Origin of the sequence: Streptomyces zagrosensis (genome assembly GCF_014203645.1) — a bacterium.
Lineage (GTDB): Bacteria > Actinomycetota > Actinomycetes > Streptomycetales > Streptomycetaceae > Streptomyces > Streptomyces zagrosensis.
In genome coordinates this window covers 61,783-83,746 of record NZ_JACHJL010000002.1, presented here as the reverse complement: position 1 = coordinate 83,746, position 21,964 = coordinate 61,783, and the positions used below count along the sequence as shown (strand labels likewise).

Sequence of the window (21,964 nt, the reverse complement as noted above, 5' to 3'; positions counted from 1 at the left end):
GCCCGTGCCCTTCGGCGTGCTCCAGACTCTAGCGGATCAATGGGGGTGCCTTGCAACTCCGTGTACGGAGTTGGCGGGAGCGGCCCATCCGGGTCGCGCCGGGGCAGGCCCCGGCGCAACCCGGATGAGTGACCCCTAGCGGCGCCGGTCAAAGACGCGAGCCGGGGACCGGTTCAGCTCGCCGCGTTAAAGGCCTCGTACACCTTCTTCGGGATGCGGCCACGCGGCGGCACCTCCATGCCGTGCGACTGCGCCCAGGCCCGCACCGTCGCCGGGTCGGGTGCGATGGAGGTGCGGCGGTAGGTCTTGCCGGAGCGGGACCGCTTGCGGCCCGCGTCCAGGTACGGCGCGAGAGTGCCGCGCAGTTTCTTCGCATTGGCAGAGTTGAGGTCGATCTCGTACGACTTTCCGTCGAGACCGAACGTGACCGTCTCCGAGGCTTCTCCGCCATCGATGTCGTCAGAGACTGTGACCACTACACGCTGTGCCACGGATATCGGTCCTTTCGGGCTGCACCGCATGACTGGCGCCAGGTTGACGTGCCGCGATGCATGGGTTCCGGAGGTAAGGGGTCAATGCTTTTTCATTTGTACAGCGACGAGCATTGCATTGTGAAGCCCCGGTAATTCTGTCCGCGTGTCCCTGCGCAATCGGGACGATACGTTTTCCTCTCGATTTTCCCCAGGGTTCGGCGCTGCTCGATGCTTAAACGTGACCGGGGGTGCACCATATCTATGCGCGTAGATTTTGCGGCGGGGTAGGGTTATGACATCTGCCTTCGGGGCCCTGGGGTCGCTCCCCAGAACTCACAGCCGCACCACACCACCGGGAGTGCCAGTGGCACGCGTCGTAGTGGACGTCATGCTCAAGCCCGAGATTCTCGACCCGCAGGGCCAGGCCGTGCAGCGTGCGCTGCCCCGCCTGGGCTTCGACGGGATCTCCGACGTCCGACAGGGCAAGCGCTTTGAACTTGAGGTGGAGGGGCCGGTCGATGACGACGCCCTCGCCCGTATCCGCGAGATGGCGGAAACGTTCCTCGCGAACACCGTCATTGAGGACTTCGTCGTAAAGGTCGAGTCGTGACCGCACGCGTGGGAGTTGTCACCTTCCCCGGGACCCTCGATGACCGTGACAGTCAGCGCGCGGTCCGTATCGCGGGTCTTGAGGCCGTGCCGTTGTGGCACCGAGACAAGGATCTTCATCAAGTTGACGCCGTGGTGTTGCCTGGCGGCTTCTCGTATGGCGATTACCTCAGGGCCGGAGCGATCTCCCGCTTCTCGCCGGTGATGGAATCGATCATCGAACAGGCCAAGGCGGGCATGCCGGTCTTGGGTATCTGCAACGGATTTCAGATCCTTACGGAGACGCATCTACTGCCCGGTGCGATGCTGCGGAACGACCACCTGCACTTCGTCTGTCGCGACCAGAAGCTGCGCGTTGAGAACACGCACACCGCCTGGACCGCCAACTTTGCGCAGGGCCAGGAGATCCACATCCCGCTGAAGAACATCGATGGCCAGTTCGTCGCCGACGAGCGCACCATCGATGAGTTGGAGGCGGAAGGCCGGGTCGTCTTCCGCTATCTGGATGTGAACCCGAACGGCTCGCTGCGCGACATCGCCGGCATCACCAACGCCACCGGCAACGTCGTCGGCCTGATGCCGCACCCGGAGCACGCCGTCGATCCACTGGTCGGCACCGGCGGCAGCGATGGCCTTGGATTCTTCACCTCGATTCTGCGGAAGTTGGTGAAGGCATGACCCTGGACACCACCAAGCATGCCGCCGAGACCCCCGACGTCGAACTCCCCTGGGCCGAACTGGGCCTGAAGGAGGACGAGTACCTGCGGGTACGGGAGGTCTTGGGCCGCCGTCCGACCGGCGCCGAGCTCGCCATGTACTCCGTCATGTGGTCCGAACACTGCTCGTACAAGAGCAGCAAGGTGCACCTGCGGCAGTTCGGCGAGAAGGCCCCGGCCAGCGACGCGCTGTTGGTCGGCATCGGCGAGAACGCCGGCGTCGTGGACATCGGCCAGGGGTACGCGGTCACCTTCAAGGTCGAGTCGCACAACCACCCCTCCTACGTCGAGCCCTACCAGGGCGCGGCCACCGGCGTCGGCGGCATCGTGCGGGACATCATCGCGATGGGCGCCCGCCCGGTCGCGGTGGTCGATCCGCTACGGATGGGCGCCGCCGACCACCCCGACACCAAGCGGGTGCTGCCCGGTGTCGTCGCGGGCATCGGCGGCTACGGCAACTGCCTCGGTCTGCCCAACATCGGCGGCGAGCTCGTCTTCGACGCCTGCTACCAGGGCAATCCGCTGGTCAATGCCGGGGCCATCGGCGTCATGCGGCACGAGGACATCCACCTGGCCAAGGCGAGCGGCACCGGCAACAAGGTCATCCTGTACGGCGCCCGCACCGGCGGCGACGGCATCGGCGGCGCCTCCATCCTGGCCTCCGAGACCTTTGACGACGCCAAGCCGTCGAAGCGCCCCGCGGTCCAGGTCGGCGACCCGTTCCAGGAGAAGCTGCTCATCGAGTGCACCCTGGAGGCGTTCGCCGAGAAGCTGGTCGTCGGCATCCAGGACCTCGGCGCGGCTGGTTTGTCCTGCGCCACATCCGAGCTGGCCTCCAACGGCTCCGGTGGCATGCGGGTCGAGCTCGATGACGTACCACTGCGCGACTCCACGCTCTCGCCCGAGGAAATCCTCATGAGCGAGTCGCAGGAGCGCATGTGCGCGGTGGTCGAGCCGGCGAAGGTCGAGCGCTTCCTCGCGATCTGCGAGAAGTGGGACGTCATCGCCACCGTCATCGGTGAGGTCACCGACGGCGACCGGCTGGAGATCTTCTGGCACGGCGAGAAGATCGTGGACGTCGATCCGCGCACGGTCGCGCACGACGGCCCGGTCTACGAGCGCCCGTACGCCCGCCCCGCCTGGCAAGACGCCCTCCAGGCCGACGACGCCGGCAAGCTGCCCCGCCCGGCGACGTCCGATGAGCTGCGCGAGCAGGTCCTCAAGCTGGTGGCCTCGCCGAATCAGGCGTCCAAGGCCTGGGTCACCGACCAGTACGACCGCATCGTCCAGGGCAACACGGTGCTCGCTCAGCCCGAGGACTCCGGCATGGTCCGGGTCAGTGAGGACACTGGGCTCGGCGTCGCCATCGCGACGGACGGCAACGGCCGGTTCGCGAAACTCGACCCGTACGCCGGTGCGCAGCTCGCGCTTGCCGAGTCGTACCGCAACGTCGCCGCCGCGGGCGCCAAGCCGCTCGCCGTCTCGGACTGCCTGAACTTCGGCTCCCCCGAGGACCCGGCGGTCATGTGGCAGTTCGCGGAGGCCGTCCGCGGTCTGGCCGATGGCTGCCAGCAGCTCGGCACGCCGGTGACCGGCGGCAACGTCTCGCTGTACAACCAGACGGGCGATGCGGCCATTCACCCGACCCCGGTGGTCGCGGTGCTCGGCGTCATCGACGACGTCAATCGCCGTACGCCGATCGCCTTCGCCACCGAGGGCCAGCTGGTCTACCTCCTCGGCGAGACCCGGGAGGAGTTCGGCGGCTCGGCCTGGTCTCAGGTCATCCACGACCACCTGGGCGGACTGCCGCCGAAGGTGGACCTGGAGCGGGAGCGGCTGCTCGCCGAGATCCTGGTCTCCGGCTCCCGCGACGGCATGATCGACGCGGCGCACGACCTGTCGGACGGCGGCCTGGTCCAAGCGCTGACCGAGTCCTGCCTACGCGGCGGCAAGGGCGCCCGGATCGTCCTGCCCGAGGGCGTCTCGGAGTCCGGCACGGTCGTCGGCGACGCGTTCGTGGCGCTGTTCTCCGAGTCGGCGGGCCGCGCGGTGGTCGCGGTCCCGCGCAGCGAGGAACTCCGCTTCACCGACATGTGCGGTGCCCGCGGCCTGCCCGCGGCGCGCATCGGTGTTGTGGACGGCGATGCGCTGGAGGTGCAGGGCCAGTTCAGCATTCCGCTGACGGAGCTGCGCCAGGCGCACGAGGCGACGATCCCGGCGCTGCTGGCCTGAGCCCGACGCGTACGGGGCGGCCGTCCGATGGCCGCCCCGTACGAGCGTCTTGGGCGCCGGGGACAGCTGGGGTATCCGGCGTGTGCCCGAGGCGTCCGGGGCAGGCAGCAGCTCCATGACCGGCGGCCCGTCGCCCGCCACATGGCCGATGCGGGCACAGCCACAAGCCCTACGCTGTGGATCATGGCTTCCGCTTCGCGTCAACCTCGTGCACGTAGCTATGACCCCGTAAAGGTGCGGGCCGCGCTCGATGGGCAGGTCCGGGCCGTGCGCAGCGCGGTCACGGTGCTGTGCGCCGCGCCTGACGCCGTTCCGCTGCTCGCCGCGCCGTCGCGCCTCGAAGCGTGGACGGTCCGGCAACTCATCGTCCACATCGCCGTCTGCATGGAGACCATGCCGCGCCGGCTCGCCGAAGACCCGGCGCCGCAGGGGACGAAGGCCGATCTTGACCTTCGCGGGTACGTGCGTTCGCTGGGCGCCCAGGCCGCGGAGATCGCACAGGCCGCCGTCACCGAGACGGACGACCTGTCCGGGGCGGGGGAGCCGGCCGAGTTGCTGGCCCGTTATGACGCTGCCGCCACCCAGCTGATCGAGGTGGCGGGCAGCGCCGAGGGGAATGACCTGGTCAGCACCCGGTTCGGTTGGATGACCGTGGACGACTTCCTGGTCACCCGGCTCCTTGAACTAGTGGTGCACGGCGACGATCTGACCGCCGCCACCGGCACCGCCGTCACCCACGACCGCCAGGCCCTGGCCACCGTCGCCCGGCTACTGGCCGACGCCCTCGCTGCCCAGGCCCCCGGCGGCTCCGTCGAACTGCGGGTGCCGCCGTTCGCCGTGGTGCAGTGCGTGGCGGGCCCCCGGCACACCCGCGGCACCCCGCCCAATGTCGTGGAGACCGACGCCCTCACCTGGCTCCGCCTCGCCGCGGGCCGCACCGCGTGGGAGCGCGAGGTCGATGCGGGCACGGTCAGCGCCAGCGGCGAACGGGCCGATCTGACGGAGCACTTGCCGCTCCTTGGCTAGAGGGCGCGAGCGCGGGCGGGTGGGAGCGAGTGCGGGCGGGCGAGCGGGTGGGCGCGGGCGAGCGCGGGCGCAGGCGCGGGCGAGCGGGCGCGCGAATGGGGCCGATCGGGCCGGGCGCACGGGTACCGACCCGCAGCCTCTCGCCCGGCCCGCGTGATGCAGCAGCTTGCGCAAGGCGTCAGCCCTCGTACGGCATGAGACCGTGCAAGGCGTCAGCCCTCGTACGGCATGGGACTGCGCAAGACACCCTCGTACGGCATGAGACTGCGCAAGGCATCAACCCTCGTACGGCATAGGACCGTCGCAAGGCATCAGCCCTGCGACGGCAGCAGCCTGCGCAAGGCATCAGCCCGGGTAAGGCAGCAGCCCCGCGTCCACCTTCTCCCAGGCGGTACGCAACCGAGCCAACCGCTCCTTGTCCGTCGCGGACCCGCCCGCCCGGTTGGCCTGCTCACGCGGGTCCTTCGTGACGTTGAACAGCTTGTCCTTGCCGTCCGTACCCCGGTGGTACTTCCAGTCGCCCCGGCGGAGCGCGCGCTCACCGCGTACCCGCCAGAACAGATCGCGCTCCGCCAGCCGTTCGCCGCGCAGCAGATATCCGGCCAGGCTGCCGCCGTCCAGCGGGTACGCCGGGTGCGGCCGGGCGCCCGCGATCTCCAGCAGGGTCGCCGTCCAGTCGTACGTGGCCACCGGCTCATGGCTGACCTGGTTGCGGCGCAGCCGGGCAGGCCAGCGCACGATGGTCGGAACGCGGATGCCACCCTCCTGGAGGGTGGATTTATTGCCGGACAGCGGCCACTGGTACGACCAGCGCTCGCCGCCGTTGTCACTGGAGAACACCACCAACGTGTCCCGCTCTTGGCCGGAGTCGCGCAGCGCGGCGAGCACCGTGCCGATCGAGGCATCGAGGTCCTCAACCATCTCCCGGTACTTCGCGAGCGAGCCGCCGTCGCGGTGGTTGAGCGCGCCCTGCTCGCCCGCCTTGATACGGGCGGTGACCCGAGCGCTCTCCTCTTCGTCCCCCTCCGCTATCCACGGCCAGTGCGGCGTGGTGAAGTTGAGGTTCAGCAGCCAGGGCTTCTCGTCGTGCCCACGCCGGACGTACTCGCTCGCACGCTCCGTAAGAATCCGTGTGTAGTACCGCAGATCTTGATACGTAGCGTCGCCCTCATACAGGTCGTACTCACCGTGCAGCCCCAGCTTCGAGTAATACTCCAACGCGCCACCGAGGTTGCCGAAGAACTCGTCCCAACCCGACGCGGTAGGGCTGTAGTCGGGCAGGTAACCGCAGTGCCACTTGCCGATGAGCGCCGTCGCGTAACCCGTGCCGCGCAGCAGCGATGCGAGCGTGGGGTGGTTCGGGTCGAGGCCGGTAGACCGGTCGGCGATCGGTTCGGCGAGCCCTCCCCTCGTACGCCCCGGATAGCGCCCGGTGTAGAGGCTGAACCGGGTGGGGGAGCAGGTCGCAGACCCGGAGTACGCCTGTGTGAAGCGCACGCCCTGGCGCGCGAGCCGGTCCAGGTGCGGGGTGTGAATGTCCGGCGAACCGTACGAGGACAGATCGGCCCAACCGAGGTCGTCGGCCAGGATGAACAAGATGTTCGGCCGCCGCGAACGCCGCTGCACGTCGGCTGCAAAGGGCCGTTCCCGTTCCCCGCCCTCGTGTCCCGCGACGCGTGCGTCGTCGGTGGGCGCACCAGTTGAACGGATGGCCCGACTGGTGGCGGCGGACGCGGACGCTCCGGCGGCCACGGTGGCCGCCGTCGCCGCCGTGGCACCCACCACGCCGCCGAAGGCACGCCGGCTGAGCCGCGGGGTGCGCTTGTCGCCGCCCGTATCGGGCTGTTCGGGGCCGGGCGGCTGTTGCTGGCCCGGCTGATGTTCGGACTGCGGGTCGTACGAGGTCACGGTGGGTCCTTCGCTGGGGCAGGGCGCACGGGGGTGACCGCCCGGCGCGCTGAAGGAGCTAGCTACGGCAAGGCGGCGGCCGTCAGGCGCCGGAGAACCGGAAGAGAGAAACCGGAAGAGAAACCGGAAGGGAATCCGGCAGGAAGAGCGAACGGAAGCCATCGCGAAAGGGGCGCGGGCGCGGAGGGGCGTATGCGAACGGGAACGCGAGGCGGAGCAAACGCGTCGGGACAAGCCGACGCGGGCCGTTCAGGCTTGACGACAGATCGCGCTCGCGACACGGACCAGGTCAACGTGGCGGCGCGCTACCAACATGATCGAAGGACCAGGGCGGAGCGGCATGAGCCAGGAGCCTGTCTGACGGCGTACGCACCTGTCAATGCCAGGCGCCCATAGGGGAGCGGCTGCCATGCGGCTGCAACACCCGGACCTTCGGGACCGGCGCGAGCAGCACCGCCTGCACCACCGCTACCCCGGCTACCACCGCCACCAACGAGTCCGCGCCACCTGACCCTCGTCGAACCGTCTGCATCACCGAAGCGCCGTAATCGGGCCGGGGCGCGTGAATCACCCGAATCACTCGCTGGGGTCGCGTAGTCATGAAATGTCACCTTGTGTGGGGTTTGCGATCCGACCGTTCAGAAAGGAACGTCACGCAATGTCCCCACTCCGTTCCACCACTGCCCCTCGTGGCCCGCGTCGCACCGCCGCCGCACTTGCTACCGCTGCCGTGGCCCTGGGTCTCGCGGTTGCACCGGGGGTAGCCGTCGCTGCCGTCCCCGACGCGGCCGACACCACCGTTGTCGCTCCGGATGACGCTCCCCGCGGTGCCATCCCGGTCGTCGGCGGCAGCACGCGGCTGACCACAACGCCACAGATGCTGGAACGACTTCGGGAGCACGGGCTGCGACTGGTCCGCGTAGACGACAAGGCCCGCACCCGGGAAGCCGTCCCCACCAACGCCCCCTTCAACCTCACCGTCACCAGTGGTGTCGTCACCAACATGGATGGCCGGATCGGTGGCCGGGTGCTGTACGAAGACCGCGCCCTCGCGGTGGTGAACACCAAGACCCGCCAGATGGTCAGGCTGGCCGATTTCCAGAGCGACATGACCCGCAACGCGGTACGGGCCTCGGTCAATCAGGCCGACTCGATGGCCATCGGCTCGGCCCGCAGCCCGCGCATTTCGCGCGAGACGCTGAACGTGGCCGAGCGCGAAGTGCAGTTGGAGGCCCACGTCCGTCTGACCGAGCGCGCCGCCGAGCGGCTCAACCAGCTCATCGAGACGGACGCGTTCGACGAGGGCATCGTCTTCGCGCAGACGAACAGCCGCTTCAACCTGGACGAAGACCAGGACGTACGCACCGCCCTGGGCCTGGACCGCGACCTAAAGACCACACCTAGGGCCCAGGACACTCGCCAGGACACCGCCCGGGACCGCGACACGGGCCGCGCCGAGGACGAACTGGCCACCGAGGAAAACCTGACCGAGGCCTTCCCGAACGCGGTCGCGGAGCCGTTCCCTTCACGTCCCGAAGCTACCGGCTCCGCCCCGCAGCCCCTTGCCCCCACCGCACGCCCCGCACGGGACGAGTCCCATACGGACACAACGGGCCGTGTGGCGGCGGGGCTTGGGGCTTTCGCGGTGGGACGCCCCGCACGCGCGGGGACCATTCGATGTCGAGTTGAGCGACCACGGCGACAGCGGGGCCACCCCCGCACGCGCGGGGACCATGCGGGGTGCGCCTGGTGGGCGCGGGCGTAGTAGGGGCCACCCCCGCACGCGCGGGGACCATCGCACAGGCTGTAGCCCTCCAGGTGCGCTTGCGGGGCCACCCCCGCACGCGCGGGGACCATCGAGCGCACACGGCCCGCATGGTGGCCGCGACGGGACCACCCCCGCATGCGCGGGGACCATATGGTTCGGAGGCTTCTGGGGCGGGGAACGTCGGGACCACCCCCGCATGCGCGGGGACCATGTCGCCGGTGAAGTGGTGAAGGATCAGGGTCTGGGACCACCCCCGCATGCGCGGAGACCATCCGCCCAATACGTCCCGGTAGTACCGGGAACCGGGACCACCCCCGCATGCGCGGGGACCATTCCTGATCGACGGCAAAGGGGAAGAGGGCACCGGGACCACCCCCGCATGCGCGGGGACCATTGCCGCCCACGCCCCAGACGAGGGCGGCGTCTCCTAGCCAGGGACCACCCCCGCATGCGCGGGGACCATCGTGGGAGGGAATGACGCGAAATCTGCACTGGAGGACCACCCCCGCATGCGCGGGGACCATAGTTCGTGACCTGCGGGTTTACAGCGCGGATAGCCGGTTTTTACTCACTTCCGCGGATTCCGGCATAGCGCTTGTACAGCACATATCCATCGCAGCCCTCCTGTCAGATCGCTCTGGTGGAGAATCTACCGCTCTCGTCTCGCCCTCAACGCGTCACCCGCGCGTGGCACGCCTTGGCCAACGTTCTGGCCCTGCCTCGATAGGCGGTCCAGGCGCGAGAGTTAGGCGCGGCGTCGCCCCCTGATGCGGGCGGTGTTGGTGGTGGTGGCCTGTTGGGCGCAGGCCGGGTGCATCAGATACTCGCTGCCGTCTGTGTCGGTGCCGGGGGCGGCTTGGTCGCGGTAGACGGGGCCGCCGCATAGGCAGCGGATGGGTAGGGGGCCGCAGGTGGCGAGGGTTGCGGGGGCGAGGTCTCCGGCCAGAGTGATCGCGCACGCGAGGTAGCGAGGGCTGCCCTGCGCCCCCGCGGGGCGAGCCCAGTGGGGGCCGGGGCCGGCGGTGCGGTCTGAGTGTGGGATCAACGCTTGTCCGCTGGTGGTGACTTGGACGTAGCGGGTGAGGCGGGCGTAGGACCAGGGCGAGCGCCCGGCATGCCCTACGGGGATGAGCCAGGCGCAGTGATCGGCCTCGGGTGCGGTGATCATGGCGTCGCAGAAGGTGTCAAGCAACAACCGAGTACCTGTGGCCAAAGGCGCCTGTACGAGGTCGAAGTGGTGGCCGATGGGGAGCAGGGAGTACCCGCGCCCGGGTGGCGGTGTCCACTCATACGTCACGGGTGGCTCCAGGCGCCTTCGTCGGCGGTGGGTCCGATGTCTTCGGCTGGGGTGATCAGCCATCCGAAGGTCACGTTGGCGGTGTAGTGCAGGTGTCGGCCGCTGGGGTGGTCGGTGGCGGCGTGGGTGCGGCACCAGTGTTGGGCTTGGCTGTGTTGGCCGGTTGGGCCTTGGTCGGGTTCGGGTTGGGGGGGTTGTTCGCCGCAGGTGGTGCAGGTGGCGCGGACTGTGTAGGGCGCCCCTTGCGGGTCGGGGCCGATGGTCATGTCTACGAACCGGTAGGTGCTGCGGGTCATCGCACGGCTCCCCGGGGGGTGCGGGCGCAGGTGGGGTGGACGGTGAGCTGACTTGTTACGGGGTCGTTGGGGTGGCGGCGGCCGGTGATCTTTACCGCTGTTGCGCGGTCTACTTCCTGGTCGCATAGGGGGCATAGGAGCGTGAGGGCTTCGGGTCCGTGGGTGTGGATGACGGCCGGGGCGAGGAAGGAAGCCAGGAGGTAGGGGTGGGCCAGGTAGTGGCCGGACCAGTTGTGGGGGATACGCCAGTGCAGTCCGGCGCCGAATCGGCGGTGGGCGGGGGGTACGCCGACGTAGTGTTCGGCCGGTTCGCCGGTGATGACGGTGACGTGGGGACGTAAGCGTTGCCAGGAGGTGAGGGTGGCGCGTGGGGCCGTGCCTTTGGGCGTGAGCCAGTAGACGCAGTCGCGGACTGGGTCCATGATCGCGGCGCTGTTGTCCTCGCCGCCGTCCAAGAACTCCAACGCCCACTCAGCGACCGCCGTGCTGGTGCGGATGGCGTCCCATTCGCGGCCTGCGGGCAGCATCATCACTTCATCGCAGGGCGGGGGAAACCACGTGATGCTCGATGCTGTCATGCCACACCCCCAACGGCGCGAGCGGTGGTGATGGCTTCGGCGAGGTGGCCCGCGTCGGTGAGCAGGCGCTTGGGGGTGGGCTTGACTCGCCACCACACCAGGTCGGTTCGGGTCATGCCGGGTACGAAGACGTACGAGCTGTCGTCACCGGAGATGGTGATGTTGTCGTCGCCGTACAGGTGTTGGAGGGCTGGTGCGTGGGGCTCGGTCAGCCAGGTCATCTGGCGGCCGATGTCCTCTTGGATGACCGCACCGCTCGCTTCGCCGAGGTGCGCGAGAACGCGGTTGCCGAGGTAGGTGGTCAGGGTCAGCGTGTGCCAACCGAGGTCACCGACCCGGGTCCAGTGCACCCCGCCACCGGACGGAATCCAGTCGTGGGGCGGGGTGGTGGGCATGCTGGTTTCGGTCGGCATCGCGCAGCCTCCGGCGTCATCAAGGGTGAATGCTTGATGACTGAACGTAAGAGCTGGCGGACTGCGGTAGGGACACAGTGTGTGTCCCTACCGTCACAGCAGGCCAAGTCGCATTCCGAACTCCAACGCGTCGGTTCGGCGACGTGAGGTCAGGATGACGTTCATTGTTTCGTGTACTGCCGGATGCATACGAGTGGCCTGCGGGGCCAGTCGCTCGGCGTGCAGAAAAGACTCCAACGCTTCGGCGTGCTGCCCGTTGTAGTGATGGGCCCTGCCTACATCAATGCAGTGGTGGCTGCGGCGCTCCTTTGCGTAGTCGGTAGGAAGGTTGGGCGTCACTCGTGTGGCGCGTCGTACGGCTTCCTGTCCTCGCCCCATCTCAACCGAGAGCGATACCGACCAGATGGCGACGTTCGTGGGGCCAAAGTGCAGTTGGAAATCGTTCCGGTCTTCGCCGAGCGTCTCGGCCAGTTCTCGGGCCTCAGCAAGGTGCCGCTCTGCGGGCTTTGGCTCACTTGCCCGCGCGTGGTTCAGGCTGGCTTTTAAGTGAAAGGCTCCTTTGAGTGAGATCTGCTCAGGGCTGGTGCTCAACCGGTCGAGCTCGGAGAGTGCGCCGTCGATGATGACGCCGGCCTCTTCGTGCTCCCCGATGGCCAGGAATTCGCCGCTCTCGTACCAATGTCCCGACAGAGCCCGTAGCGGATTGCCTGTCGCCGCGGTAGACCAAACCACTCGCTCCGTGGCCAGCGTGGCGTCTGTGCCGTATCCGAGCTTGTAGAGCATCTGCATGGCGCACTCGTAAGCAGACGCGAGCATGTCGTGTGCTTCTCGCCGGTCGGCTTCCTGGGACACATCGGCCGCAACTTGCAGGTCACGCAGGAGAGCCGGAAGGTATTTGCCACTGTTGGTGAGCGCGGACTTTTGGCGGTCATTGTTGGCAGCGGCGACACGGCTGCGGAGGGTGCCGAAGTCCACTTCTGCGGCTTCGTGCTCTGACGGCCTAGTGGGCCGACCGTGGCGCAGGAGAGCGCGTCGGATGGCCGCGACTGACAGCAGGGCTGAGTGCCCATCGAGGTCACTGTCAGGCGGGGAATACGGTTGGCCGGTGATCTCGGTGGGGTGGCAGTCAAGAGTTCGCGCAAATCGTAGAATCACGTCCGCGCGGTCTAACGAGCGACGCCCCTGCTCGAACTTCTTCACGGCGGACAGGGAGTAGCCGCTTTCCGTGGAGAGGCGCGTTTGGGTCCAGCGGCGACGATCTCTTATGCGGGCAAGGCGTTGACCGTTGGTTAACAGGCTCGTCGGAACGTTGGAGTGGGGCATGTGGGCTCCTCGGCATCCAGCTCTACTCGAACGGTACCCCCGACCCGAGTTGCCGGGCCACGTTGCGCAACCGCAATACGCGGGAGGGGGCGGGGACTTGGCAGTCAAGTGCGCCAACCAAGGCGACGATCAAACGCGGGCCAGCCGCCCGCCCCCAGTCTGAGCGTGCTGTACCCCTACACGGTAGGAAAGGCGGTCTCTCAGCCCGTACGTGAAGTGCGCGATAAGATCCGCGACCTGCTGTCGAGCTGAGGGAGCGCTCATGACGATCCTGGCTGTGACCGGTCACATGGACCTCACCGATACCGCTATTCCCCTCGTTCGTGCGGCCCTGCGCGATGTCCTGCACTATCGAAGTGATGGTGATCTCGTCGGGCTCTCCTGTATCGCGGCCGGTGCGGATTCGCTGTTCGCTGAGGCTGTGCTGGAGGTCGGTGGGCGGCTGGTCGTGGTGATCCCGTCCCGGGACTACCGGCAGGCGAAGGTGAAGCTGCAACATGCGGAGACTTTCGACCGGCTGAGCCAAGCCGCATACGAAGTCCTCGTCATGCCGCACGAGACGGCCAACCGGGCGGCCTACGAGGCAGCGAACGCTGTCCTCCTTGCGCGAGCCGATCGCTTGATCGCCGTGTGGGACGGTGCGCCGCCCAGCGGCAAGGGCGGGGGGACAGCCGATGTGGTGCTGGCCGCGCGAGAGGCCGGGACGCCCGTGGACGTCGTATGGCCCGAAGGCGCGCAGCGGCGGAAGTGACCGGCGGCATCGCGAAGGCTTGCGCAACAGCCGGGGGTGCGAGCTCTCGACCACCTCGCACGCGCAGGCGCCCGCCCCCAACTGCCCGTACGCGGACCACCCCCGCACGCGCGGGGACCACCGCCTCAGCGACTGGAGAGACCGGCGTCCCAGAGGACCACCCCCGCACGCGCGGGGACCACTCATAATCGGCGCAACTCTCGGCGCCGTCGTAAGGACCACCCCCGCACGCGCTCGGACCACGCGAGCCCCGCCGTGACCAGGCCACCGCCGAAGGGACCACCCCCGCACGCGCGGGGACCACTGGCGCCTCGACGGCGAGTGGCAGATCGAGAAGGGACCACCCCCGCACGCGCGGGGACCACGACTCGCAGCGGGACGTGGGCCTCCGCGGTGAGGGACCACCCCCGCACGCGCGGGGACCACAGTTCGCGACCTGCGACGTTACCGCGCCGCACCCCGGTTTTTACCCACTTCTGCGAACTCCGACATAGCGCCCGTACGGTGTTTACGTACCACCCTGGGCACTCTATGGCGCCGGGCCGTACCCCGCCCCCGAAATCCGAGCTGGTGCGTACGCCCCGCCAGCCCTCCAACCCGGCCAGCAACAAAAGCCACCCAGCCCCCGCAGCCGCCGAGGCGCAACCGGCGCCACCCCCAAAGCCCCCAAGCCGCAACCGCTACCCCGCAGAACACGCCCCCAGCCCCCGAAGCCCCCCAGCCCCGCCAGTTCCCCAAAGCCCCCAGCCACAACCACCTCCAAGCCGCACCCAGCGGCCACCACCCCCGCCCCCGGAACCACACCCCCACCCCCACCAAAAACGCCCCCACCCACCCCCACCCGCAATGTGTCCCTGATCTCATCTGAGACCCCAGGCGGGGAAGAAACAAACGAGCCACCACCCCACCACCACGCTGTCCACCCCGTGTGGGAGCCCGATCTGAGCCCGATCCCGCCAGCTCGAACCGGAAATGGTCACGGAGAGTGACAGCTTGCTGCCGGGGTAGACCGAACGTATGACTCCACTACCCGGGTACAGTGGTGTTTGTGCGTGGTGACGGACGACTCAGCCACGATCTCCTTCCCGGTGAGAAGGGCCCCCAGGACGCTTGTGGCGTCTTCGGTGTCTGGGCTCCGGGCGAAGAGGTCGCCAAACTCACCTATTTTGGGCTGTACGCGCTGCAGCACCGTGGACAGGAGTCCGCGGGCATTGCAGTGAGCAACGGTTCCCAAATCCTCGTCTTCAAGGACATGGGCCTGGTCTCTCAGGTCTTCGATGAAACTTCCCTCGGCTCCCTCCGCGGTCATATCGCCGTAGGTCATGCCCGCTACTCCACCACCGGTGCCTCGGTGTGGGAGAACGCGCAGCCGACCTTCCGGGCTACGGCTCACGGCTCGATCGCGCTCGGTCACAACGGGAACCTGGTCAACACCGCCGAGCTGGCGGAAATGGTTGCTGCGCTGCCCCGGACCGGGGGGCGGGCCACTCAGGTGGCCGCGACCAATGACACCGATCTGGTCACCGCGCTGCTCGCGGGGCAGGTTGATGAGGACGGCAAGCCGCTGACCATCGAGGCTGCCGCGCAGAGCGTGCTGCCGCGGGTGCAGGGCGCCTTCAGTCTGGTCTTCATGGACGAGCACACGCTGTATGCGGCGCGTGACCCGCAGGGCATCCGCCCGCTGGTGCTCGGCCGGTTGGAGCGCGGCTGGGTGGTGGCCTCCGAGAGTGCCGCGCTTGATATCTGTGGCGCGAGCTTTGTCCGTGAAATTGAGCCGGGCGAGATGATCGCCATCGACGAGGACGGTCTGCGTGCCTCGCGGTTCGCCGAGGCCAGGCCCAAGGGCTGCGTCTTTGAGTACGTCTACCTCGCCCGCCCCGATACCGATATCGCGGGCCGTAACGTCTACCTGTCCCGGGTCGAGATGGGTCGCAAGCTGGCCGCCGAGGCGCCTGCCGACGCCGACCTGGTGATACCGACGCCCGAGTCGGGCACCCCTGCCGCCGTGGGCTACGCGGAGGCCAGTGGCATTCCGTACGGGTCCGGGCTGGTGAAGAACAGCTATGTGGGCCGTACGTTCATCCAGCCGAGCCAGACCATCAGGCAGCTCGGTATCCGGCTCAAGCTCAACCCACTCAAGGAGGTCATCCGGGGCAAGCGCCTGGTGGTGGTGGACGATTCGATCGTCCGCGGCAACACTCAGCGCGCGTTGGTTCGGATGCTCCGCGAGGCCGGGGCCGCCGAGGTGCATATCCGCATCTCCTCGCCGCCCATCAAGTGGCCGTGCTTCTTCGGTATTGACTTCGCGACCCGCGCCGAGCTGATCGCCAACGGGCTCTCCGTCGAGGAGATCGGCAAGTCGCTGGGCGCGGATTCGCTCTCGTACATCTCCATCGACGGGATGATCGAGGCGACCACGATCGAGAAGTCGAAGCTGTGCCGTGCCTGCTTCGACGGCGAGTACCCGATGGACCTGCCCGACCCGGAGCTGCTGGGCAAGCACCTCCTGGAGTCGGAGACGGCCGGGGCGGTCAAGCCCGATGCGGACGGTGTCGAGACGCTGACCGCGGGTGTGGGCGGGGCCGACGCGCTCCGGCGCCCGTAATCCGTATCTCGTCCTCTTCATCACGATCTGATTCATCACGATCCGAAGGTTCTTAAGCCATGCCTGAGACAGTTCCCGGCGGCGGCGCCAGTTACGCCGCCGCGGGCGTTGACATCGAAGCGGGCGACCGCGCCGTCGAGCTGATGAAGAAGTGGGTGAAGAAGGCCACCCGGCCGGAGGTCGTTGGCGGCCTCGGCGGTTTCGCCGGGCTCTTCGATGCCTCCGTCCTCAAGCGCTACGAGCGTCCGCTGCTCGCCTCGGCCACCGATGGCGTCGGCACCAAGGTGGACATCGCCCGTCGCCTAGGCGTTTACGACACCATCGGCCATGACCTGGTCGGCATGGTGGTGGACGACCTGGTGGTATGCGGCGCCGAGCCGCTGTTTATGACCGACTACATCTGCGTCGGCAAGGTGCACCCGGAGCGGGTCGCCGCGATCGTCAAGGGCATCGCCGAGGGCTGTGTGCTCGCGGGTTGCGCCCTGGTCGGTGGCGAGACCGCCGAGCACCCGGGCCTGCTGGGTCCGGACGATTTCGATGTGGCGGGCGCGGGCACCGGCGTGGTGGAGGCCGACCAGTTGCTTGGTGCCGAGCGAATTCGTACCGGAGACGTCGCCATCGCCATGGGGTCCTCTGGACTTCACTCGAACGGGTACTCGCTGGTGCGGCATGTGCTCTTCGACCGAGCCGGCTGGGAGCTGGACCGGGAGGTGGCGGAGTTCGGCCGCACCCTGGGCGAGGAGCTGCTGGAGCCCACCAAGATCTACTCGCTGGACTGCCTGGCGCTCACTCGTACCGCCGAGGTGCACGCCTTCTCGCACATCACCGGCGGCGGGCTCGCCAACAACCTGGCCCGGATCATCCCGGACGGGCTGCACGCCGGCATCGACCGCACGTCATGGACCCCGGACCCCGTATTCGGCGTCGTCGGGCAGGCCGGCTCTGTCGAGCGTAGTGAGCTGGAGAAAACCCTCAATATGGGGGTCGGCATGATCGCAGTCGTGCCTCAGGACGCAGTGGACGTGGCGCTGACCACCCTGGCCGATCGAGGCGTGGATGCCTGGATCGCCGGAGAGATCACCGACCGTGGTGACCGCCGCGAGGCCGTGACCCTGACCGGTGACTACGCGAACTAAGCGCAGCACAGAACCCGGTCCGGGGCGAGCCCTGGACCGGGTCAGTGGTGCTGTTGTGAACGCTGTAGACGCCGTGCCATGGACGCGGAACGTCAAGCGCGACGGCGGTACGCAGAAGAGTCAGATGGCTCTTCCTCGCCCTCGTCGTTGTAACGATCCGCGTACTCCGCGTACGGATCGTCGTCTTCTTCTTGCTCATCGTCGAGCGGCTCGCTGTTTGGCGGCTGCTTTGTCGTCGATGCGCCCAGCTCGCTGGCCAGACGTGAGAGATCCGTCCCACCGCTGTTGTACTTCAGCTGGCGGGCGACCTTTGTCTGCTTGGCCTTGGCCCGGCCGCGCCCCATGGCTCGACCCCCTCGGTGACGGGGCTCGACGGCCCCAGAGTCTTGACACGCGTTCATGAGTCGGAGCGGACTCTCGACGGAGAGACCGGTCCGTAGGGCTTCAACGGTACCTGCTTCTCTGGCCATACGGTACGTCGCCCACGGCACGTGCCACTCGGCAGGACCCGCGAGGCGCCCCGTCCTCGCTGGTCAGCAGCGATTTTAACGCTTCTTGAGCGGCGACCCGCCGGCGGGCCGTGAGCGATCTCTCCCTCGTGGCCCGCCGGGGGGTGCCAAAAGCGTGCCAGGGGCTTCCTGGAACGGCGGTCAGATAACCGATCGGCGGCGATCGAGTGACCCCCGGATGGCGGTCGGCTCAACGCTGGGCCACGGCTGGGCCACGGCTGAACGATGCCTGGCCGGCGCTCTCGCCTTCGATTCCGCTTAGGAGGGCGCTAGCCCGTAGTGGGCGACGCAGCCCGTTAGTGAGCGGCGCAGCCCGTAGTGAGCGACGTAGCTCGTAGTGGGTGACGCAGCCCGCACTGGGCTGCGCTGGCCCGTTAGTGGCCCCGTGCCTCGGCCATGCGCTGCTCGGCGATGCGGTCGGCCGCCTCGGCGGGTGGGATGCCCTCGGACTGCGCACGGTCGAATATGGCCAGCGTGGTGTCGTAGATCTTGGTTGCCTTGGCCTTGGCCCGGTCGAAGTCGAAACCGTGCAGCTCATCGGCGACCTGGATCACGCCACCGGCGTTGACCACGTAGTCCGGGGCGTACAGCACGCCGCGGTCGGCGAGGTCCTTCTCGACGCCGGGGTGGGCGAGCTGGTTGTTGGCCGCGCCGCAGACCACCTTGGCGGTCAGGGCTGGCACGCTGACGTCATCCAGCGCGCCGCCGAGCGCGCACGGAGCGTAGACATCCAGTTCGCCCGTGATCAGCGCACTGGTGCTGTCGGCGACCGTGACCTGCGGATATGTCGTACGTACGCGGTCGATGGACTCGCTGCGTACATCGGTGATCACCACATCCGCGCCGTCTTCGACCAGGTGTGCGACCAGGTGGTGGCCGACCTTGCCGACGCCGGCGACGCCGACTCTGCGGCCCCGCAGCGTGGGCGTGCCCCACAGGTGTTGGGCCGAGGCCCGCATGCCCTGGAAGACGCCGAAGGCGGTGAGGACGGAGGAGTCACCGGCGCCACCGTTCTCGGGGGAGCGGCCGGTGGTCCAGCGGTTTTCGCGGGCCACCACATCCATGTCGGCCACATAGGTACCGACGTCACAGGCGGTGACGTAGCGACCGCCGAGCGAGGCGACGAAACGTCCGTAGGCGAGCAGCAGCTCTTCGCTCTTGATGCCGCCCTGTTCGGTGCTGGCCGGATCGCCGATGATCACGGCCTTGCCGCCGCCGTGGTCGAGCCCGGCGAGGGCGTTCTTGTACGACATGCCGCGGGCGAGGTTGAGCGCGTCCAGGACGGCTTCCTCATCGGAGGCGTAGGCGTGGAATCGGGTGCCGCCGAGGGCCGGGCCGAGGGCGGTGGAGTGAAGGGCGATGACGGCCTTGAGGCCGGACTCGCGGTCTTGGCAGAGCACGACTTGCTCGTGGCCGCCCTGATCCGACTGGAAGAGCACGGAGAGCGGGTTGCCCGCATGGCTCACGGCCGGGCCGTCAACGCTGACGGTAGGACGTACGTCAGTCACGGTGGTGACTCCATATGTCGCGGTGGGTGCCCTCCGGGGGGTGGGGGAGGGCCGGTTGGCAAAGAGCGTAAGACCTGCGGCCCCAGGCGTTGGGCACAGTGCGGAGGATCACGCACCGAGAGCGGATCGGCGTGGGACGATGCGAGCGGCCGGGAGGCTCGGTAGGCGCCTCCTGGCGTCGGACGTTGCGACAAACTCTGGCTTAAGGGAGCGGGCGTGACCTTGGCGTCTTCGGTGATTGTCCCGTATGCCTCGTATCTACGGGTTTACGAGCCGCTCGCCGCTTTCCCTGAGCCGGAGCGCAGCCACTGGGCGCAGTACGCGCGGCGCGAGCGCACCCCCAGCGCTCAGGATGAACTGCGGCGGTCGCTGGCGGATTTGTTGCCGGTTCCGCCGGTGCCGGTCCCGGTGCACGAGAGCAGCGATGCGTTCGTGGCGTTGGTGGACGGCATCACGTGTATCTGCCCTTGGCGCACGCGGCTGCGCGGTTGGCTGGCCCTGGAAGAGGTCTCCCAGCTCCTGCCGGCCTCGTTGCTTGACGCTGCGTTGCCGCCGGTGGTGCGCAGGCAGGCGGTGGCTGATTTCGAGCGGTGGTCGGAGCGCAACCCGGACGCGCGGCCTTGGATTCGCAGCGCGACCTGGCACGTACCGGTGCGCTGGTTCGTCCTGTTCGCCGATGCGGAGCGGGAGTACACCAAGGACGAGGACGCCCTGGTGATGCGCTACCGCACGCCCATGGTGGAGGCCAGGCGACGGGTCGCCCGGGGCCTGAAGGCGCTCAAGGAGGCGCTGGAGGAAGGGCCCTTGATCGACGGCCTGGTGGATGTGGGGCGATGGCTTGAGGAGTTCCATCCGCGTTCAATGGTCGAGTTGGACTACGGCGGTCTGGTGCACGCGGTGCCCGAGGGCGAGTTGGACGAGGACCATTCCGCGGCGGACGTCGCGGAGGGGCTCGCGGCGCTGCGGGCGGGCGATGGGGCAAGGGCCGGAGTGGCGTACGAGCGGCTCACGGACCGCTGGACCGCCGTGCGTGATCGGCAGCGGTCGAGCTGAAGTAGCGTCACAGGGGGCCGTTCACAGGCGTTACGGGGTGTCGCGCGATGCGTTGCCGGGTGAAGCTTGGGAGCGCGGCCATGGGGTGGTGGCGCGATGGTTTGGTCGGACCGGGACGTAGGTCCCGATCCGGGCGATTGCCTCAACCGTGATCTAAAGCACTTACTTCGGGCCTTGCGGCCATCCCCCATCCTCGTGTCAAAATAGGACAAGGAGTCCGGGAAGGGCTCCTTCCGTCCAACTAAGGGCGGAAGTATCGGTATTGCGCTCCTTGGTGGGTCTGGTGAGTCTGATCCCGTTGTGACTGATCGTTACGGTGGTGTGACTGCCCGCTATGGCATAGTCCATCGGCTTCCGTCGAGGTTGAACACCTGAGAGCGCAATTCCATCGGTTTGGCCGACGAGGCTGGACAGATGGTGTAGTTGTAGTGCCGAGGACAAGCCGTTCGTCCTATAACCGACTCGGCCCGCGTCCGCCATTTCGGGCAACGTGGGTCAAGGTGCAGAATTTAGAGGAAAGAACCGTGATGGTTCGGTTCTCCCGAGGAGGCCGCTCATGACCGCTCGCACCCCTGATGCCGAGCCGCTGCTGACCCCGGCTGAGGTTGCCACGATGTTCCGCGTGGACCCGAAGACGGTTACACGCTGGGCAAAAGCAGGCAAGCTCACGTCCATCCGCACGCTCGGAGGACACCGGCGCTACCGCGAAGCGGAGGTCCGTGCACTTCTGGCGGGCATCCCTCAGCAGCGCAGCGAGGTCTGAATAACCGCATAACCGGGCAATTCCGGGTCCCCCAATCCGGTGTTCGCCCGTTTCGCTCCACACGACTGGCGTCTGCCCCAACAGGCGCCACGCCCGCAGCACATGGGTGCGTCGTCGATCGCGCTGGACTCCGCCGGGTCCAGCGCGATTTTTTTATGGCCTGCTCCACCCCGGAAGCCGCTCGCTGCGAGCCCTCCCCGCCGCGTATCACGGGGCTTTGGTGGCCGGTGAGGCCGCCTTGGCCGCTGCGGGATGGGGTGGTATATCGGTCGAACCGACCCGCCTGCGTAAGCTCTTCGCGACTCTGTGCAGCAGAGTGCAATTGCACATATTAAATTGAGAGGGTGTAGGGGAGGCGTAAGTTCCTCCGCTGCGGAAACTCTTTCGGTGACACCCGTCACAGTCCGCCGCACTTGTCGCCTATGCCTCAAGTGCGCTAGGCGTTCCTCGTATTCGGGCGCTTCCAGCCTGTCACTGGACGCTTGGCGCACGCAGCGTCATTGGTCACTGCCCGGGGGAACCTTCGCCCTGCTTCGCCCCGGCGGCCTCAGCGGCCCGCTCAGCGGCCCTGGCGCGGCTGGCGGGGCTGGTGCCGTCGCTTCCCGCCGCTGTGGGCTCGTCGGGCTGGCTCTGTCGCTCGTGTGGGCTGTGGTTGCTGTGCTGGTCGTGCGGGCTGTGTTGGTCGCGATGGTCGCGGTGGTCACGGTGGTCGTGTTGGTCGCGGTGGTCGTGTTGCGCTGGGTGGGCCTTCCACGCCTCCTGTGCTTGCTGTGCTTGTTGCGTCCGCTGTGTCTGCGGGGCCTGCCGGGCCTGCTGCGCCTGCTGCTCAAGGGCTAGCCGCAGGAGCCGATGGCAGACCGGGCAGTGCCGGGTCAGATGCCGGTAGCCAGCCGCTGCGGAGAGATGGGCGCGCAGCAACGCCCTCGTTTCGTGCCTGATCGACGTCGCCATACGTGTACCTCCCGGCCCCCACGGCCTCTTGCTTGGGTACCGCCGGTAC

At 68.0% G+C, this 21,964-nt stretch carries 21 protein-coding genes, 1 pseudogene and 2 CRISPR repeat arrays; of the genes and pseudogenes, 9 read left to right on the top strand and 13 right to left on the bottom strand.

Annotation, left to right across the window (positions count from 1 at the left end; all coding sequences use genetic code 11):
• Positions 1 to 173 precede the first annotated feature (173 nt).
• The gene (locus FHS42_RS04025; protein ID WP_184569142.1) at positions 174 to 491 is read right to left on the bottom strand and encodes a histone-like nucleoid-structuring protein Lsr2; all 318 of its coding nucleotides are present in this window, start codon (positions 489 to 491) and stop codon (positions 174 to 176) included.
• Positions 492 to 837: 346 nt separating this feature from the next.
• Here FHS42_RS04025 and purS point away from each other — a divergent pair, with 346 nt between their 5' ends.
• From purS to FHS42_RS04005, 4 genes are all read left to right on the top strand, one after another.
• Positions 838 to 1,083 (top strand): phosphoribosylformylglycinamidine synthase subunit PurS, encoded by a 246-nt coding sequence (gene purS, locus FHS42_RS04020; RefSeq protein WP_184569141.1) that lies wholly within the window; start codon positions 838 to 840, stop codon positions 1,081 to 1,083.
• Positions 1,080 to 1,760 carry a phosphoribosylformylglycinamidine synthase subunit PurQ gene (gene purQ, locus FHS42_RS04015; protein WP_184569140.1) on the top strand — a complete coding sequence of 227 codons (681 nt, stop codon included), beginning with the start codon at positions 1,080 to 1,082 and terminating at the stop codon, positions 1,758 to 1,760. The genes purS and purQ overlap by 4 nt, the downstream gene beginning before the upstream one ends.
• Complete coding sequence (gene purL / locus FHS42_RS04010) at positions 1,757 to 4,030, top strand: phosphoribosylformylglycinamidine synthase subunit PurL (RefSeq protein ID WP_184569139.1); 2,274 nt, start codon at positions 1,757 to 1,759, stop codon at positions 4,028 to 4,030. The genes purQ and purL overlap by 4 nt, the downstream gene beginning before the upstream one ends.
• A gap of 183 nt (positions 4,031 to 4,213) precedes the next feature.
• Complete coding sequence (locus tag FHS42_RS04005; protein ID WP_184569138.1) at positions 4,214 to 5,056, top strand: sterol carrier family protein; 843 nt, start codon at positions 4,214 to 4,216, stop codon at positions 5,054 to 5,056.
• A gap of 345 nt (positions 5,057 to 5,401) precedes the next feature.
• Here the strand turns inward: FHS42_RS04005 and FHS42_RS04000 are convergent, their stop codons facing one another.
• From FHS42_RS04000 to FHS42_RS38490, 9 genes and pseudogenes are all read right to left on the bottom strand, one after another.
• The gene (locus FHS42_RS04000; protein ID WP_376772525.1) at positions 5,402 to 6,964 is read right to left on the bottom strand and encodes a sulfatase-like hydrolase/transferase; all 1,563 of its coding nucleotides are present in this window, start codon (positions 6,962 to 6,964) and stop codon (positions 5,402 to 5,404) included.
• Positions 6,965 to 7,213: 249 nt separating this feature from the next.
• The gene (locus FHS42_RS38985; protein WP_376772533.1) at positions 7,214 to 7,279 is read right to left on the bottom strand and encodes a putative leader peptide; all 66 of its coding nucleotides are present in this window, start codon (positions 7,277 to 7,279) and stop codon (positions 7,214 to 7,216) included.
• A 61-nt stretch (positions 7,280 to 7,340) separates the two neighbouring features.
• Entirely contained in the window at positions 7,341 to 7,565 is a 225-nt protein-coding gene (locus FHS42_RS03995; RefSeq protein WP_184569136.1) for a hypothetical protein, read from the bottom strand.
• A gap of 1,106 nt (positions 7,566 to 8,671) precedes the next feature.
• Positions 8,672 to 9,256: direct repeats of the CRISPR family, unit length 28 nt; unit sequence GGACCACCCCCGCATGCGCGGGGACCAT.
• Between the two features lie 221 nt (positions 9,257 to 9,477).
• A complete protein-coding gene (locus tag FHS42_RS03990) occupies positions 9,478 to 10,029 on the bottom strand; it encodes a hypothetical protein (RefSeq protein WP_184569135.1) in 552 nt (183 codons plus the stop codon).
• Positions 10,026 to 10,325 (bottom strand): DUF7848 domain-containing protein, encoded by a 300-nt coding sequence (locus tag FHS42_RS03985; RefSeq protein ID WP_184569134.1) that lies wholly within the window; start codon positions 10,323 to 10,325, stop codon positions 10,026 to 10,028. Before FHS42_RS03985 ends, FHS42_RS03990 begins: the two co-directional genes overlap by 4 nt.
• Entirely contained in the window at positions 10,322 to 10,903 is a 582-nt protein-coding gene (locus FHS42_RS03980; RefSeq protein WP_184569133.1) for a hypothetical protein, read from the bottom strand. The genes FHS42_RS03985 and FHS42_RS03980 overlap by 4 nt, the downstream gene beginning before the upstream one ends.
• The gene (locus FHS42_RS03975; protein ID WP_184569132.1) at positions 10,900 to 11,316 is read right to left on the bottom strand and encodes a hypothetical protein; all 417 of its coding nucleotides are present in this window, start codon (positions 11,314 to 11,316) and stop codon (positions 10,900 to 10,902) included. Before FHS42_RS03975 ends, FHS42_RS03980 begins: the two co-directional genes overlap by 4 nt.
• 93 nt (positions 11,317 to 11,409) lie before the next feature.
• Entirely contained in the window at positions 11,410 to 12,291 is an 882-nt protein-coding gene (locus FHS42_RS03970; protein WP_312866761.1) for an XRE family transcriptional regulator, read from the bottom strand.
• 144 nt (positions 12,292 to 12,435) lie between these two features.
• Positions 12,436 to 12,639, bottom strand: a pseudogene (locus FHS42_RS38490) (helix-turn-helix domain-containing protein); the annotation flags it as partial.
• Between the two features lie 262 nt (positions 12,640 to 12,901).
• Here FHS42_RS38490 and FHS42_RS03965 point away from each other — a divergent pair.
• The 3 genes from FHS42_RS03965 to purM all read left to right on the top strand — a co-directional run bounded on the left by FHS42_RS03965 (position 12,902) and on the right by purM (position 17,131).
• Positions 12,902 to 13,390 carry a hypothetical protein gene (locus FHS42_RS03965; RefSeq protein WP_184569130.1) on the top strand — a complete coding sequence of 163 codons (489 nt, stop codon included), beginning with the start codon at positions 12,902 to 12,904 and terminating at the stop codon, positions 13,388 to 13,390.
• A 93-nt stretch (positions 13,391 to 13,483) separates the two neighbouring features.
• Positions 13,484 to 13,816: direct repeats of the CRISPR family, unit length 28 nt; unit sequence GGACCACCCCCGCACGCGCGGGGACCAC.
• A 622-nt stretch (positions 13,817 to 14,438) separates the two neighbouring features.
• Positions 14,439 to 15,995, top strand: coding sequence for an amidophosphoribosyltransferase (gene purF / locus FHS42_RS03960; RefSeq protein WP_184569129.1), 1,557 nt, complete (start codon positions 14,439 to 14,441; stop codon positions 15,993 to 15,995).
• 59 nt (positions 15,996 to 16,054) lie between these two features.
• Complete coding sequence (gene purM / locus FHS42_RS03955) at positions 16,055 to 17,131, top strand: phosphoribosylformylglycinamidine cyclo-ligase (RefSeq protein WP_184569128.1); 1,077 nt, start codon at positions 16,055 to 16,057, stop codon at positions 17,129 to 17,131.
• A gap of 92 nt (positions 17,132 to 17,223) precedes the next feature.
• On the opposite strand, the gene FHS42_RS03950 is transcribed toward purM, so the two are convergent.
• A complete protein-coding gene (locus tag FHS42_RS03950; RefSeq protein ID WP_184569127.1) occupies positions 17,224 to 17,475 on the bottom strand; it encodes a DUF3073 domain-containing protein in 252 nt (83 codons plus the stop codon).
• A 539-nt stretch (positions 17,476 to 18,014) separates the two neighbouring features.
• Positions 18,015 to 19,106, bottom strand: coding sequence for a Leu/Phe/Val dehydrogenase (locus FHS42_RS03945; RefSeq protein ID WP_312866752.1), 1,092 nt, complete (start codon positions 19,104 to 19,106; stop codon positions 18,015 to 18,017).
• Between the two features lie 258 nt (positions 19,107 to 19,364).
• On the opposite strand from FHS42_RS03945, the gene FHS42_RS03940 reads away from it, so the two are divergent.
• Both FHS42_RS03940 and bldC read left to right on the top strand, forming a co-directional pair.
• Positions 19,365 to 20,201 (top strand): DUF8083 family protein, encoded by an 837-nt coding sequence (locus FHS42_RS03940; protein ID WP_184569125.1) that lies wholly within the window; start codon positions 19,365 to 19,367, stop codon positions 20,199 to 20,201.
• Positions 20,202 to 20,757: 556 nt separating this feature from the next.
• Complete coding sequence (bldC, locus tag FHS42_RS03935) at positions 20,758 to 20,964, top strand: developmental transcriptional regulator BldC (protein ID WP_027749187.1); 207 nt, start codon at positions 20,758 to 20,760, stop codon at positions 20,962 to 20,964.
• 504 nt (positions 20,965 to 21,468) lie between these two features.
• Here bldC and FHS42_RS36570 read toward each other — a convergent pair.
• The gene (locus tag FHS42_RS36570) at positions 21,469 to 21,915 is read right to left on the bottom strand and encodes a DUF6274 family protein (RefSeq protein WP_184569859.1); all 447 of its coding nucleotides are present in this window, start codon (positions 21,913 to 21,915) and stop codon (positions 21,469 to 21,471) included.
• Between the last annotated feature and the right edge of the window lie 49 nt (positions 21,916 to 21,964).

What these genes read in the sequence shown, in the direction of transcription:
- purL (WP_184569139.1), top strand. Translation starts at nt 1,757, where the DNA reads ATGACCCTGGACACCACCAAGCATGCCGCCGAGACCCCCGACGTCGAA.
- FHS42_RS04005 (WP_184569138.1), top strand. Translation starts at nt 4,214, where the DNA reads ATGGCTTCCGCTTCGCGTCAACCTCGTGCACGTAGCTATGACCCCGTA.
- FHS42_RS03995 (WP_184569136.1), bottom strand. Translation starts at nt 7,565, where the DNA reads ATGACTACGCGACCCCAGCGAGTGATTCGGGTGATTCACGCGCCCCGG.
- FHS42_RS03985 (WP_184569134.1), bottom strand. Translation starts at nt 10,325, where the DNA reads ATGACCCGCAGCACCTACCGGTTCGTAGACATGACCATCGGCCCCGAC.
- FHS42_RS03980 (WP_184569133.1), bottom strand. Translation starts at nt 10,903, where the DNA reads ATGACAGCATCGAGCATCACGTGGTTTCCCCCGCCCTGCGATGAAGTG.
- FHS42_RS03975 (WP_184569132.1), bottom strand. Translation starts at nt 11,316, where the DNA reads ATGCCGACCGAAACCAGCATGCCCACCACCCCGCCCCACGACTGGATT.
- FHS42_RS03965 (WP_184569130.1), top strand. Translation starts at nt 12,902, where the DNA reads ATGACGATCCTGGCTGTGACCGGTCACATGGACCTCACCGATACCGCT.
- purM (WP_184569128.1), top strand. Translation starts at nt 16,055, where the DNA reads ATGCCTGAGACAGTTCCCGGCGGCGGCGCCAGTTACGCCGCCGCGGGC.
- FHS42_RS03950 (WP_184569127.1), bottom strand. Translation starts at nt 17,475, where the DNA reads ATGGGGCGCGGCCGGGCCAAGGCCAAGCAGACAAAGGTCGCCCGCCAG.
- bldC (WP_027749187.1), top strand. Translation starts at nt 20,758, where the DNA reads ATGACCGCTCGCACCCCTGATGCCGAGCCGCTGCTGACCCCGGCTGAG.
- FHS42_RS36570 (WP_184569859.1), bottom strand. Translation starts at nt 21,915, where the DNA reads ATGGCGACGTCGATCAGGCACGAAACGAGGGCGTTGCTGCGCGCCCAT.